This is a genomic window from Limnoraphis robusta BA-68 BA1, assembly GCF_034932365.1.
GTDB lineage: Bacteria > Cyanobacteriota > Cyanobacteriia > Cyanobacteriales > Microcoleaceae > Capilliphycus > Capilliphycus robustus.
On record NZ_JAYGHR010000090.1, the window covers coordinates 1 to 13,292 of the forward strand.

Sequence of the window (13,292 nt, forward strand, 5' to 3'; positions counted from 1 at the left end):
CCAACGGTGAAGCCTTACCGAGTTGGTTAGGTTTCGACACAACAACAGGCGTATTTAGTGGCACTCCCGCTAACGATGATGTCGGTGTAATTGATATCAAAGTTACCGCCAAAGATGGTAGTGAGGCAACCGTTGAAAACACCTTCCAACTGACCGTTAACAACATCAACGATGGCCCCATTATCAACAATGCGATCACCTCTCAATTCGTTGATGAGGACAGCAATTTCAGCTTGGATATTTCCGGCAATTTCAGCGATGTTGATGCGGGTGATAACCTCAATTACACGGCAACATTAGCCAACGGTGAAGCCTTACCGAGTTGGTTAAATTTAAACCCAACAACAGGAGTATTTAGTGGCACTCCCGCTAACGATGATGTCGGTGTAATTGATATCAAAGTTACCGCCAAAGATGGTAATGAGGCAACCGTTGAAAACACTTTTAAACTGACGGTAAATAATACGAATACCGATTCAGAAACCGACTCAGGAACAGTTATAGATGACCCAACAAACTTGATTCCTACTATCATTCAGCCTGTAATACCGTCTAACACTGCCGCTAATATTAGTTCTAATAATTCTAGCAGTGAAAGCAGTTCGGCCGCAGATGTTTTAGTGGGTGATGCCACCGATAACCAAGTTAGTGCTTTCGCAGGCGATGATATCATTAACATGGGTGATGGTAACGACTGGATCAGCGGCAACCAAGGTAATGATACCGTTGATGGGGGTAATGGTAACGATACCATTTACGGTGGAAAAGATAACGACCTGGTTTTCGGTTCGGCTGGCGACGACTGGTTAAACGGAAACTTGGGTGATGACTTCCTTAATGGCGGCGAGGGTAAAGATACCCTGTTTGGCGGTCAAGATAATGATACCCTCACAGGTGGAAGCGGAGACGACTGGTTAAACGGAAACTTAGGTTTCGACTTCGTTGAGGGTGGCGAGGGAAATGATATAGTTTATGGCGGTCAAGATGGTGATACTCTCACAGGTGGCACCGGAAATGATACGCTATTTGGTAACATTGGCAATGATTTAATTGCAGGAAACGACGGAAACGACCTGATCTATGGCGGCAAGGATAACGACACCGTTTCCGGTAATCAAGGCAATGATACCCTTTACGGTGACATGGGGAATGACATCATTGATGGTGATGAAGGTAATGACCTGTTAGAAGGTGGTCAGGGAAATGATTTACTTATCGGCTCCGAGGGTACTGATACTTTAACAGGAAATCAGGGCAGCGATCGCTTTTTACTCCGTAGTGGCGATGGTTCTGACTTGATTACGGATTTTGTTGATAGTGAAGATGCTTTTGTTCTTGATGGTGGCTTAACGTTTGCTCAGTTAAATATTCTAGATGAAAATGGTTCGACTCTGATTAAGTTTGGAGAGGAACTGTTAGCAACCCTTGAGAATGTTAACGCCAGTCTCATTACTGCTGATGATTTCGTCAGTTTGTTCTAAGATTTTGATAATTCTTTAAAACCCTGTAGGATGGGTAATGCTCATCCTACTTTTTTTGATTTTAGTTCTAGGGTGCGATCGCAAGAAACCCGGTTTCTCAACCCAAAATATATGATCTCAACCGATCGCGATCGCAAGAAACCGGGTTTCTGAGACTGATGATTTTTCTGGGTCTAAATTATGAAAACTTATCGCTGGATTGTTTTTGGGATTTTAATTGCTTTAATTCCCATTGGGTTGGCGAGTAAATACTATCAAGGCCCTTTACAGTTTTGGGTGAATAACTCTTTTAGTAGTATTTTCTATGAACTGTTTTGGATTTTTTTAGTGGTGTTCATTCAGCCGCGACTCTCGCCGGGATGGGTGGCCTTTTGGGTGTTTATTGTGACTGCGGTGTTGGAGTTTATGCAGTTGTGGAAACCGCCTTTTTTACAAGCCATTCGAGCGACTTTAATGGGACGTTTACTCCTGGGGACGACTTTTGTTTGGGGGGATTTTCTGTATTATGTCCTGGGATGTGTTGTGGGTTGGTTAATTTTGCGCGGTTTAAGGTCAAAATATGTCAAAAGCTAGATTATATGGTAGACTAATAAATTCGTAGTTCAATTTTATGATAAATTTTTATAATGGCAACTCAGCCGACGATCGCAATTTCTCATTTAGGGTGTGAGAAAAATCGCATTGATACCGAACATATGTTAGGCTTGCTCGTACAGGCAGGCTATCAAGTTGATTCTAACGAAGAGTCAGCAGATTACGTTATTGTTAACACTTGTAGTTTTATTGAAGCCGCACGGGAAGAGTCTGTTCAAACGATTGTAGACCTTGCGGAAGCCAAGAAGAAAGTTGTGATTACAGGTTGCATGGCGCAGCATTTCCAAGACGCACTCCTGGAAGAATTACCGGAAGCGGTGGCGGTTGTGGGAACGGGAGATTATCACAAAATTGTCGATGTCATTCAACGCACCCAACGGGGGGAACGAGTTCGAGAAATTTCGGCTGAACCCACCTACATCGCCGATGAGACGGTTCCTCGTTATCGCACCACAACCGAGGGAGTCGCTTATCTACGAGTCGCGGAAGGCTGCAATTATCGCTGTGCTTTTTGTATTATCCCTCATTTGCGGGGAAATCAGCGATCGCGCAGTATTGAGTCTATTGTCACCGAAGCGCAGCAACTCGCGGATCAAGGCGTTAAAGAAATTGTTCTGATTTCTCAGATTACCACAAATTACGGGACGGATCTCTACGGTGAACCGAAATTGGCGGAACTGTTACGAGCGCTCGGAAAAGTCGATATTCCTTGGGTGAGAATGCACTATGCCTATCCAACGGGATTAACGCCAAACGTGATGGCAGCCATCCAAGAAACCCCCAATATTTTACCTTATTTAGATTTACCGTTACAACATTCTCATCCTGAAATTTTACGCGCTATGAATCGACCCTGGCAAGGTCGGGTGAATGATGAGATTATTGAGAAGATTAAACTGGCACTTCCCAATGCCGTTTTGAGAACAACATTTATTGTGGGTTTTCCGGGGGAAACGAATCATCATTTTGAACATTTGCTACAATTTGTCAAGCGTCATCAATTTGATCATGTCGGTGTCTTTACCTTCTCGGCTGAAGAAGGCACCCCCGCCTATGATTTACCCAATCAAGTTCCGCAAGCAGTGATGGATGCGCGTCGGGATGCGTTAATGCAGGTACAACAACCCATTTCCTTGAAGCAAAATAAACAGTGTGTGGGAGAAATCGTTGAGGTTTTAGTTGAACAAGAACATCCGAGTACCGGGAAATTAATCGGACGTTCAAAACGGTTTGCACCCGATGTTGATGGAGTGGTTTATGTCGAAGGAATGGCCCGTTTAGGGTCAATTGTTCCGGTGGAAATTACGGATGCGGATGTTTATGATTTGTATGGTCATACCGTAGAAATACGGTAGCAAAAGAGTATAAAGATAAAGCCGCAACGCTTTAAGTAAAGCGTAGGGAATGCTATAGTGAAGGTAAAATTGCAATCAACTCTAGAGCGTTAATTGTATTGTTTCAGGGTGGTGTCAGATTCTCAATTCGGGTATTGACTGAATCGGTGAACAGTTGCTCGAAGTTGATTGAGAACTGCCGTTTTTAAGCCTATGCTACCTTCAGAATGTTCTCAACCCCAACTTCCTCGAGTTGCGGTTGGGGGTTCAGTTGCGGAGATGAGTTTTCAGACCTTAGCACCGAAAGCTGTTGATCAGGTAGAAGTCAAAGTTTTTTTTGACCCCCGTCAGTTTCCTCTTCTGGCGAAAAGATTTCAGCTTCACGAAAGACCCAACCTAGAACGGGCTAGTTGCTTTTTTGATACAGAAGCGTTACAATTGTTTAAAGCAGGAGTGATTCTGCGAATTCGTCTTCATCGGGATGCTAAGGATTCCCTAACGCTTAAGCTGCGAGACTTCGACTCTAACCTAATTCGCCCAGAATTATTGTCCGAGAGTCGCTTTCGGTTAAAAATCAATCGAACGGGAGCGCACCAAACCCAGATTGCCAAAGTAGAAACGCGCACCTCAAACGGTCGGTTGAAGCAAGTGGTTCAGGGTAAAAAAAAGATCCAAGAAGCTCTCAACCCAGTTCAAAAGCAACTGTTTAGGCAATACATGGGTTCAGTAGAAATACTAGATCAACTGAAATTGTTTACTATGGTGGAGGCGAGAATCTGGAAGTGGTATGAGAAAACCTTTCCCTACCGCCTGACCTTAGAGCAATGGTTTCTTCCGAGTCAGAAACCTCTGCTAGAGTTATCTATTAAGGTAACTCCGGCTCAAGCTGAAATCGCTCAAAAGCAATTACATAAATGGCTAGAGCGTCAGGGAATTGTTTATGATCTCTCCAAGTCCTCAAAAACGGCAATTTGTCTGACTACTCAGAATCAGACAATCTCAAAGTAGTAATGTAGGATTACAGAAAAGCCAGTTAGCAGAAACAGGCTGAAAAAATTTCAAAATCCCCCAAAGTGAATCTACAAAAGGGTTTGACGGTATTGGTACGGGAATTTGGATATAATTTTAAGCAGTTTGTGGTTTTGTTTCTGATTGTTAAGCGTTATCCTATAAATAAATAAGGTTGAGTTGGCTCTAAAAAGCGAGATCCCCTAAAGGGAGCAATTGAGTGAGTAGAGAGTCGAGACAAACCTGCAAAAATCTAAAATGGTTCCGCAATGCCCTTAGAACGGTGTATCGCTGGAGCGACGCTCTTGTTAATAAGGTGTTGGAGTAGAGCTGAGACCTGAATCTGAGGAGGGCAATGGAAGGAACCAAGCGAAAACTTGTGATTTAGGAGAATTAATGAGTCTATCCTTTGTTGAATTAGGTATTTCAGAAGCCCGCGCTCAACATCTCGAATCAATCGGTTTTACAGAACCGACTCCGATCCAGATTCAAGCTATCCCCCAAATCCTATCAGGTCGAGACATTGTGGGACAAGCGCAAACTGGAACCGGAAAAACAGCTGCTTTTTCATTGCCAATCCTTGAACAAATCGATCCCCAAGCCACAGAAGTTCAGGCTCTGATTTTAACTCCAACCCGAGAGTTGGCGATGCAGGTTAAAGATGCCATTCGCAACATGAGCAATGAACGCTCATTGTACGTGTTGACCGTGTATGGAGGTCAGTCTATCGACCGACAAATCCAACGGTTAGAACGCGGTGTGCAGATTGTGGTGGGTACACCTGGACGAGTATTAGATTTACTCAATCGAGGTGATCTCAAGATCAATAACATCAAATGGTTGGTTCTTGACGAAGCTGACGAGATGTTGAGTATGGGCTTTATTCAAGATGTAGAGAAAATCCTAGAAGCGGCTTCTGAAAACCGCCAAACGGCTTTCTTCTCTGCAACGATAGAGCCTTCGATTTGGAAATTGGTACGGAAGTTTCTCAAATCTCCCGTTACCGTTAAAGTCGAACAGCTAAAAACCACGCCGAAGCGTATCTCACAAGAGGTTTACACGGTGCCTCGGGGTTGGACGAAAGCCCGAGCCTTGCAACCGATTCTCGAACTCGAAGACCCCGAATCAGCAATTATTTTTGTCCGCACCAAACAAGCGGCGGCTGAATTAACCAGCTACTTACAAGGGGCGGGTCACAGCGTTGATGAATATCACGGCAACTTGAATCAGTCTCAACGGGAACGCCTCCTATTGCGTTTTCGCCGACGTCAGGTTCGCTGGATTGTCGCGACTGATATTGCAGCGCGGGGCTTAGATGTCGATCATTTGACCCATGTGATTAACTACGATTTACCGGATAATGCCGAAAGCTATGTTCACCGGATTGGTCGTACAGGTCGCGCAGGACGCGAAGGAAAGGCGATTACCTTGTTGCAACCGATGGATCGCCGCAAATTGAAGTTGATTGAGCGTCATCTGCGTCATGACTTTACAACGCTTTCGATTCCCAAGCGATCGCAAATTGAAGCCCGTTATATCGATCGCTTGAAAGGTAAAGTGTTAGAAGCTTTAACAGGGGAACGCATGGCCTCATTCTTGCCGATTGTCGCTCAGTTAGGCGAAGAATACGAACCTCATGCGATCGCGGCAGCGGCCTTGCAAATGGCTTACGATCAAACCCGTCCAAATTGGGAAGAAACAGATTATCCCCAAGAGGAAGATCTCAAGTCAGTTCCCAAACCCAAGTTGTCGAAACGTCGGTCTCGCACTCCCGAACCCCATACCAATAAGTCCTCAGTCGGTAGTGGTAATTAAACTCCCGCTCAAGGCAGGTTGCCAGATTTCATAATCTGGTAAAATAAACAGAATGTCAATCTGATTTGGAGACGCGATCCTTCGTGTCTCTAAATTCTTTTTAGGGGAAGATCACAATATAAAATTGAGATCAGATTGTCAAACTTCCCCAGTAAACTGTTCAACATGAATTCCAACTCTCTCTCTTTTAATCGAGATCTATTCAGACAATGGCTTACTTTTATTGCCATTTTAACTGCATTTGGAGTGAATGTCTTTTCAAATATTGTTCCTCTGAATGGATTAACCATTGGTGAAATCTCTAATTCACTGTTTGCCGGAGTCAAAATTATCCCGGCTAACTATGCCTTTGCGATTTGGGGATTGATTTATTTAGGATTATTTAGCTTAGGAATTTATCAGTTACTTCCCTCCCAACGAGACAATCATCGTCTCAAAAATATGGGATACTTTTTAGTGATGGCTTGTGTCGCTCAAACTTTTTGGGTTTGGGTGTTTCTCTCTCGATTATTTCTAGCTTCTTTAATTGCAATGATCGGGATTTTATTAGCTTTAATTGCAGCCTATTTAGAACTCAATATAGGTAAAGAACGAGTTCCAGAACGTGAAAGATGGTTTGTTAATGCTCCAATTAGTATCTATTTAGCTTGGATTACTGTCGCGACTATTGTTAATGTGGCGATTTGCTTAGAGAGTTTAAATTGGAACGGTTGGGGAATTCCGCCGGAAGTCTGGACTGTTCTGTTATTAATTGTAGCTGGAGTTGTGGCTGTTTTGATGCGAATTAAGCATCAAGAAACTGCTTTTCCTCTCGTTTTTCTTTGGGCGATTATTGCCATTGCTATTCGACAATTTAACGAACCTTTAATTGTTTTAACTGCATTGGCAGTCTCTTTAACAATTTCATTAGTCGGTTTAGGTTCAACAGTTTCTAGCCATTCCCCAACCCAGCAAAAAGAGTCACCCGTGACCAGTAAACAGTAACCAGTGAACAGTAACCAGTGACCAGTAAACAGTGAACAGTAACCAGCGCGAAGTGCGATCTTGGGGTTACGCCTGCGTAGAGCAACTTCGTAAGAGAGTAAACAGACAACAGTGACAACTAATAACTAATAACTGTAAACTGTAAAAACTGGTCACTGGTTACTGTAAACTGTAAACTGTAAAAACTGGTGAAGCAGCGCGGTCTTGGGGGTTTCCCCCATGAGCGCGAACTTGCGGCCCGGCGGTTTCCGTCGAGAGCAAAGTTCGCAAGAGAGCGACTGCTGAACCCGAAGGGTCACTGATATAAACCCACCCAATACTCAACACTAAACGCAATTACTGACTTTGTAAAAACTTCAGCAAATCACCCTCAAAAGGCTCTCCTTTTAACATTCGGTTCCAATACAACCAAGGTAAAACATACCGCTTCATCAACCACATACTATATCGTTCTTTGGCGGGGTTCATTGGAAAACTCGATTTAGGCTTGTTTTCATAATCAAACTCTGCCATAATCGTCTTGCCATATCCTGTTACTAAAGGACAGCAAGTATAGCCTCCATAAGAACCTTTAAAAGATTCAGAAGCAATCAACGAATAAAGATTTTCGACGACAACCGGAGCCTGTTTACGAATCGCCGCAGCCGTTCGAGAAGTCGGTAACGAAGAAGCATCCCCAAGACTAAAAACATTCGGATAGCGATTGTGTTGTAAGGTATTTTTATCAACATCAACCCAACCCGAACTCGCTGCCGCCAAGGGACTATTTTTAATAAAATTCGGGGCGCTCATCGGGGGAGCAACGTGAATCATATCATACTTGAGGCTCACCAGTTCCACCCCTGTATTAGTCGTGACCTCAAAAATAGCTTCACGGGTTTCTGGTTTGATTTGTTTGAGATTATGTTTAAACTTAACATCAATCCCTCGTTTTTCTACAATTTCATCTAGGGATTTACAATAATCGGGTACCGGAAACATAGCAGCCCCCGCCGTACAATAAATCACCTTTGACTGATTTCTCACCCCATTTTTACGAAAAGCATCATCAGCCAAATACATAATTTTTTGCGGCGCACCCCCACATTTAATTGGAGTCGCAGGATAGGTAAAAATAGCCGTTCCACCCGAAAAATTTTTCAGTAATTCCCAAGTGTAAGGAGCATAATCTTGAGAATAATTGCTCGTGACTCCATCTCGACCTAAAGCTTCTCGTAATCCCTCAACTTCATGCCAGTTAATTTGAATTCCCGGACAAACAACCAGATAATCATAGTGAATTTTTCTCCCCTCTCGGGTGATCACAAGATTATTTTCAGGTTCAAAGCTTTCTGCATAGGCTTGTATCCAAGTCGCCCCATCAGGAATACAATCTTTTTCCTCTCTGATAGTCTCTTTTAAGTCAAAAGCACCCGCACCTACCAACGTCCACGCAGGTTGATAATAATGTTTGTCTGAGGGTTCAATAATTGCAATATCAAGAGCGCGATCTTTTTTCAAGAGTTGAGAAGCAACTGTTATTCCTCCGGCTCCCCCCCCGATAATCACAATTTGGTGATGACTGCTATCGGTAACTCCCGCAGTGTAAGAAGCTGGCTGCACTGTTGAGCTAGACATAGGCATTTTAATGATTTTATTTCTCTCATTCAACTGAAATTTTTAGTTTAGTCGTCTGCTCCGTCAATTCCGCGAACCTGTCCACAATTTTTAACAATTGCTCTAAAATTCCCTTCAAAGTCAATGAAATCAGCGATCGCCCGATTTAATCACAATTGCAGGAATCTGTGCTATTATAGAAAAAGAGAATAAGTATCGGTTGCAGCTTTTGTTTTCAGTGTTGACAGGTTTTTTTCTGCTTCATTTTGCCAATCTTGCCTCCGAAATCTCTATCTTTACAAGTTCTGAGTGATGGAGGTAACATATGTCAGTTTACGTTGGTAATCTTTCCTACGAGGTTACAGAAGAGGATCTCAAATCTGTATTTGTAGATTACGGTTCAGTTAAACGAGTCCATATCCCAACAGATCGCGAAACAGGTCGCTCTCGCGGCTTCGCTTTTGTAGAAATGAACACCGATTCTGAAGAAGATGCCGCTATCGGAGATCTCGATGGGGCTGAATGGATGGGACGCGATCTTAAGGTTAATAAAGCCAAACCTCGCGAAGACAATGGCTCCTTTGGAGGAGGCGGTGGTCGTCGTGGTGGTCGTTCCGGTGGTTACTAAGGTTTAAATTTTTCCTTGAGTTTCCATATTTAAACTAGAAAAGACAGGGTTCTTTCCTGTCTTTTTTTATTTTTTATTCTGAATAATTATCGAATTCTCACATTCAATTTATAAGTCGCATTTCCCCGAGTTCCACCCACGACAATTTCATAACGACCTGTTGCGGGTAACGTCAGAGATGAGCGAGTTTCTTCAGACGTCAAAGCTTCTCCATTCGGAGCGATCACTTCAAAAGCTGCATTATTTTCTAACGCGCTAATATTAACTTCCATTTTCTGAGCGCCTTTCGCATCCAGTAAATAAACATCTCGACTTCCTCTAACCACTGAATTTTGCACCGTTGCAGAGTCAGCACCTCGCGCAAATCGAATTCTTGAAACTGAACAGGCGACTTTTTCATAAACCTCTCTTCCCGTATTCAAAGAATTGGAATTTAACACCCAGGTTTCTTGACTTTTTTGAGTATCTAGTTCAATTTTTGTCGTAATATTTAACTTTAATTGTGTTCCTTGCTTTGTTCCTTGTAAACGTTGAAAATAAGAAGTATAGTAGCCTTCTTTTTCATTATGAATCGTTGCATTTACACGACCTGTAACCTGATTTCCCTTTTCAATATAAATCCGAGCCGTCGAAGACATCGTTTCATTTTCCAAGGTAAAACAAGATCCGGTTAATTGATTATTGCTTGAGTTTTGAGCGATTAAAGTTGCCATGCGTTGGCTAAAAGTAGATGCCAGAGAGGGTGAACTCTTAACACTACTAAAAAGGAGCAAAACTAAAATTATAATTTTCAGTAATCGCATAAATGTTTGTTGGTTCAGGGTCTTATTAAGCTCTTACATTTCCTGGATAATCGATTCCTGCAAAATCCTAAAAAATTACCTTAACTTTACAAAGCAAAATCTCAGAAATGATCGTGCAAGTTTTAACAGGCGCTCATGCAAGAGAGTCACTGTTAACGCTTAAGGGCGAGTTTATACAAGTATTCGTGGGAAAATAGATTTTTGCGAAACCCGCCCCTACAAGACTGATAACCGTCTCGCAATTAATCATCTGTAGCAAACATTGAAGTATTCCATATTAGAACCGTTCACCAACTCCAGACTAGATAACTAAACCCTTTACTCAATCACCAACAAATCAACTTTCATCGCACTTTCGATTTCTATAGAATCTGGAACATATTCTTCCATATAGACACAATCAACAGTCGCTTCTTGGGTGTGATTATCAATAAAAATCTTTTTCAACATCATGTAACCCATATTGCTAACATAGGAAACTTCCAAAGGATCAAAGCCAATTTCTGTATGACTTTCGGTATAAATAATAAACTTAATCACAATCAAAATCTCTGCATCATCATCAATATAAAGTAAAGGCGCATTTTCAATCACCCCGGAGTCCTGAAAGTTTTTCAGCAAAAGAGCTTGTCCGGGTTTAAACTTAAAAGGTGCTGGAGTTGAGTTGCCGATCATCTGTATAGAGTCCATGATATTTTTACAAAGGTTAGAGGGTTTTTGAGTCAAAAACCGAAAATTTCTCTGAGAGATAATTTTAAACTGCAATGTTTCTCCTGTAAATCATTTAAAAATTTTACAGGCTTGTTTGTCTGGGGTTGAGGCGACATGAACTGACAATAACCACTGCTCAATTTATTGGTTTCCCGCACAGCCTTCAAACACGTTACTCCCTAAAATCAGAGTAGCATTGTAGGGATAGATGTTATCAGACATTCCATCATTACAAGCCGTGTCTTTTCTCAAAATTAGAAAACCGTTAGGATTTCCATTTAGTCGGTAGACTTGAACTAAATCAGCCGGGCGTCCAGATGCGCTCATCGGTTTACTGTAGGGATATTTCTGCTCATTCGTTGTCGGTGATGAGAACACAATTCCATTACCACTGACGCTAACACTCCAAAACGGTTCAGTACCCCGAGCGATCAACCCATCAGCAGGAGGATTATCAGCATAACTGTCTTGTTGACTCCAACCGAACCCAGCAACAGACAACCCCAATAAAACGACAGCCAAGAAAAAAGATTTTGTGTTCATTTCAATCATTCTTTGTAGCCTTAATTTATTTACAAGCACTCAAGCTGCAATTCTGACGAATTTTACAATTGATAATATTTAGCAACCGAGGAAGCTGGGGTTACTCCCAACAGTCCGTTAGGGCTATGACTGTCAACGATCGCCCTGTTAGTGATAGATTGATTTAAAATTACTGCGCTTTTTATCGGCTGCATCCTTTATGTTGAAACCAAAGGCAGTTATCATTACCAATGCTGGAGTGTATTTAGTCGCTCTCTACCCCGCTTTGATGGGGGCTATCTTTTCTCTGGGTTTTGATCCGGTTTCCCAACCCGAAGACTTGCTAGAAGTTGAGGTGAACACGGGGTTCAACTTCTTTCTCAGCAAGATTTGGTTTTACTCAATGGCAACTTTTCCCATTGTCGCAGCCCTGTCTATTGCTTCTGCTTGGAGTTTGTATAAGATCAGAGCCAGACAATCAGCGATTTATATGAGTTTTATTCCTTGGATTAATATTATCTTATTTATAATGACAGGTTTATGGGTTTTTGGGTCTTAATAAGAGCGTTAATTTTGCAAGCCAACTGCTTCAGAAATTGATGCGAGTCCTCGTTGTTCTAACTTGTGTAATAATCCGGTTAAAATATTACGAACCATTTCCGGCCCTTCATAAACCCAACCCGTGTAAATTTGAATCAGACTCGCCCCAGCGAGAATTTTTTCCCAAGCATCCTCAGCCGTAAATACTCCACCGACACCAATAATCGGTAACTGTCCTTGAGTTTTTTGCCAAATCAAACGAATCACTTCTGTAGATCGTTTTTGTAGCGGTTTACCACTAATTCCGCCCGCTTCTTCAGTCACCGATTTTCCCGTTTTAGCAATCATTTGAGTGTTTAATCCATCACGGCGAATCGTTGTATTCGTGGCAATGATTCCAGCAAGCTGATAAGTTTGGGCGAGTAAGAGAATCTCACAAATCGCCTCATCTTCTAAATCCGGTGCAATTTTCACCAACAACGGTTTTTGGCCTTGATTTTCCTGTTGTAAACGATCTAGAATTTTGCTAAGTTGTTCAGTATCTTGGAGCGATCGCAATCCCGGCGTATTGGGAGAGGAGACATTAACCACAAAGTAGTCACCGCAATCTTTTAACGCTTGAAAACTGCCTAAATAATCATCAGCAGCAGCTTCTAATGGAGTCACTTTTGACTTCCCTAAATTAATCCCAATAGGAATAGAAGGTTTTAGACTCGCTTCTCGACTTTGTAAACGCATCGCCAGGGCTTTTGCCCCCTGATTATTAAACCCCATACGGTTTAAAACCGCTTCATCTGATAGCAAACGAAATAATCGCGGTTGAGGATTACCGAGTTGAGGATGAAGGGTAACAGTCCCTAATTCAGCAAAACCAAACCCCAAACCTTCCCAAATTCCAGGGGCGAGTCCATCTTTATCAAATCCGGCTGCTAAACCAATCGGATTGGGAAACTGTAACCCCCACAGGGATTGACTTAGGCGGTGATCACTCAAACAGAATGAAGATTGGATTTTTGATTCGATCCAAGAAAAAGCAGGGGAAACTCGAGCGCGATCAAGCCAACTCAAAAGTTGTAAAGTTTGATGGTGCGCCCACTCAGGATCGACATTCAACCCCGAAAATAAAATTGGCCGTATTGCAGAACGATAAATATTCAACAATCTCTCCTAAAATCTTCTTAACGGCATCATCCAAATCAAAGCAGACTGCTCAACATGATCCTAATTGCAACAGAACCGCTAAAATTCCTCTAATCCCCACTCACGGTTGTGAGAT

Annotated in this window: 13 protein-coding genes; 8 read left to right on the forward strand and 5 right to left on the reverse strand. The window is 42.4% G+C overall.

From position 1 onward, the window contains the following. From VB836_RS26160 to VB836_RS26185, 6 genes are all read left to right on the forward strand, one after another. The coding region (locus VB836_RS26160) for a putative Ig domain-containing protein (RefSeq protein ID WP_323223920.1) at window positions 1-1,481 on the forward strand (1,481 nt) is incomplete at its 5' end. A gap of 180 nt (window positions 1,482-1,661) precedes the next feature. After that, on the forward strand, window positions 1,662-2,054 hold the full coding sequence (locus VB836_RS26165) for a ribosomal maturation YjgA family protein (protein ID WP_323223921.1): 393 nt from the start codon (window positions 1,662-1,664) through the stop codon (window positions 2,052-2,054). 53 nt (window positions 2,055-2,107) lie between these two features. Continuing rightward, window positions 2,108-3,430: a 30S ribosomal protein S12 methylthiotransferase RimO gene (gene rimO, locus VB836_RS26170; RefSeq protein WP_323223923.1), complete on the forward strand. Its 1,323-nt coding sequence runs from the start codon at window positions 2,108-2,110 to the stop codon at window positions 3,428-3,430. A gap of 192 nt (window positions 3,431-3,622) precedes the next feature. Next, the gene (locus tag VB836_RS26175) at window positions 3,623-4,417 is read left to right on the forward strand and encodes a CYTH domain-containing protein (protein ID WP_323223925.1); all 795 of its coding nucleotides are present in this window, start codon (window positions 3,623-3,625) and stop codon (window positions 4,415-4,417) included. A gap of 396 nt (window positions 4,418-4,813) precedes the next feature. Then, window positions 4,814-6,232, forward strand: coding sequence for a DEAD/DEAH box helicase (locus tag VB836_RS26180; RefSeq protein WP_323223927.1), 1,419 nt, complete (start codon window positions 4,814-4,816; stop codon window positions 6,230-6,232). 165 nt (window positions 6,233-6,397) lie between these two features. Further along, the gene (locus VB836_RS26185) at window positions 6,398-7,216 is read left to right on the forward strand and encodes a tryptophan-rich sensory protein (RefSeq protein ID WP_046278381.1); all 819 of its coding nucleotides are present in this window, start codon (window positions 6,398-6,400) and stop codon (window positions 7,214-7,216) included. Between the two features lie 336 nt (window positions 7,217-7,552). Here the strand turns inward: VB836_RS26185 and VB836_RS26190 are convergent, their stop codons facing one another. Further along, window positions 7,553-8,833 (reverse strand): NAD(P)/FAD-dependent oxidoreductase, encoded by a 1,281-nt coding sequence (locus tag VB836_RS26190; protein ID WP_323223929.1) that lies wholly within the window; start codon window positions 8,831-8,833, stop codon window positions 7,553-7,555. Between the two features lie 304 nt (window positions 8,834-9,137). Here VB836_RS26190 and VB836_RS26195 point away from each other — a divergent pair, with 304 nt between their 5' ends. Beyond that, complete coding sequence (locus VB836_RS26195) at window positions 9,138-9,440, forward strand: RNA recognition motif domain-containing protein (protein ID WP_323223932.1); 303 nt, start codon at window positions 9,138-9,140, stop codon at window positions 9,438-9,440. 86 nt (window positions 9,441-9,526) lie between these two features. On the opposite strand, the gene VB836_RS26200 is transcribed toward VB836_RS26195, so the two are convergent. The 3 genes from VB836_RS26200 to VB836_RS26210 form a co-directional block, all read right to left on the reverse strand. Then, on the reverse strand, window positions 9,527-10,243 hold the full coding sequence (locus tag VB836_RS26200) for a hypothetical protein (RefSeq protein WP_323223936.1): 717 nt from the start codon (window positions 10,241-10,243) through the stop codon (window positions 9,527-9,529). A gap of 318 nt (window positions 10,244-10,561) precedes the next feature. Further along, complete coding sequence (locus tag VB836_RS26205) at window positions 10,562-10,933, reverse strand: hypothetical protein (RefSeq protein ID WP_046278378.1); 372 nt, start codon at window positions 10,931-10,933, stop codon at window positions 10,562-10,564. A 162-nt stretch (window positions 10,934-11,095) separates the two neighbouring features. Further along, a complete protein-coding gene (locus VB836_RS26210) occupies window positions 11,096-11,497 on the reverse strand; it encodes a COG3650 family protein (RefSeq protein ID WP_323223938.1) in 402 nt (133 codons plus the stop codon). Window positions 11,498-11,696: 199 nt separating this feature from the next. Here VB836_RS26210 and VB836_RS26215 point away from each other — a divergent pair, with 199 nt between their 5' ends. Then, a complete protein-coding gene (locus VB836_RS26215) occupies window positions 11,697-12,035 on the forward strand; it encodes a hypothetical protein (protein WP_046278377.1) in 339 nt (112 codons plus the stop codon). Window positions 12,036-12,043: 8 nt separating this feature from the next. On the opposite strand, the gene VB836_RS26220 is transcribed toward VB836_RS26215, so the two are convergent. Then, a complete protein-coding gene (locus tag VB836_RS26220) occupies window positions 12,044-13,174 on the reverse strand; it encodes a quinone-dependent dihydroorotate dehydrogenase (RefSeq protein ID WP_323223940.1) in 1,131 nt (376 codons plus the stop codon). Between the last annotated feature and the right edge of the window lie 118 nt (window positions 13,175-13,292).

Coding starts and splice junctions, on each gene's coding strand:
- rimO (WP_323223923.1), top strand. CDS start 2,108: ATGGCAACTCAGCCGACGATCGCAATTTCTCATTTAGGGTGTGAGAAA.
- VB836_RS26185 (WP_046278381.1), top strand. CDS start 6,398: ATGAATTCCAACTCTCTCTCTTTTAATCGAGATCTATTCAGACAATGG.
- VB836_RS26215 (WP_046278377.1), top strand. CDS start 11,697: ATGTTGAAACCAAAGGCAGTTATCATTACCAATGCTGGAGTGTATTTA.
- VB836_RS26205 (WP_046278378.1), bottom strand. CDS start 10,933: ATGGACTCTATACAGATGATCGGCAACTCAACTCCAGCACCTTTTAAG.
- VB836_RS26165 (WP_323223921.1), top strand. CDS start 1,662: ATGAAAACTTATCGCTGGATTGTTTTTGGGATTTTAATTGCTTTAATT.
- VB836_RS26195 (WP_323223932.1), top strand. CDS start 9,138: ATGTCAGTTTACGTTGGTAATCTTTCCTACGAGGTTACAGAAGAGGAT.
- VB836_RS26175 (WP_323223925.1), top strand. CDS start 3,623: ATGCTACCTTCAGAATGTTCTCAACCCCAACTTCCTCGAGTTGCGGTT.
- VB836_RS26210 (WP_323223938.1), bottom strand. CDS start 11,497: ATGAACACAAAATCTTTTTTCTTGGCTGTCGTTTTATTGGGGTTGTCT.
- VB836_RS26190 (WP_323223929.1), bottom strand. CDS start 8,833: ATGTCTAGCTCAACAGTGCAGCCAGCTTCTTACACTGCGGGAGTTACC.
- VB836_RS26200 (WP_323223936.1), bottom strand. CDS start 10,243: ATGCGATTACTGAAAATTATAATTTTAGTTTTGCTCCTTTTTAGTAGT.
- VB836_RS26180 (WP_323223927.1), top strand. CDS start 4,814: ATGAGTCTATCCTTTGTTGAATTAGGTATTTCAGAAGCCCGCGCTCAA.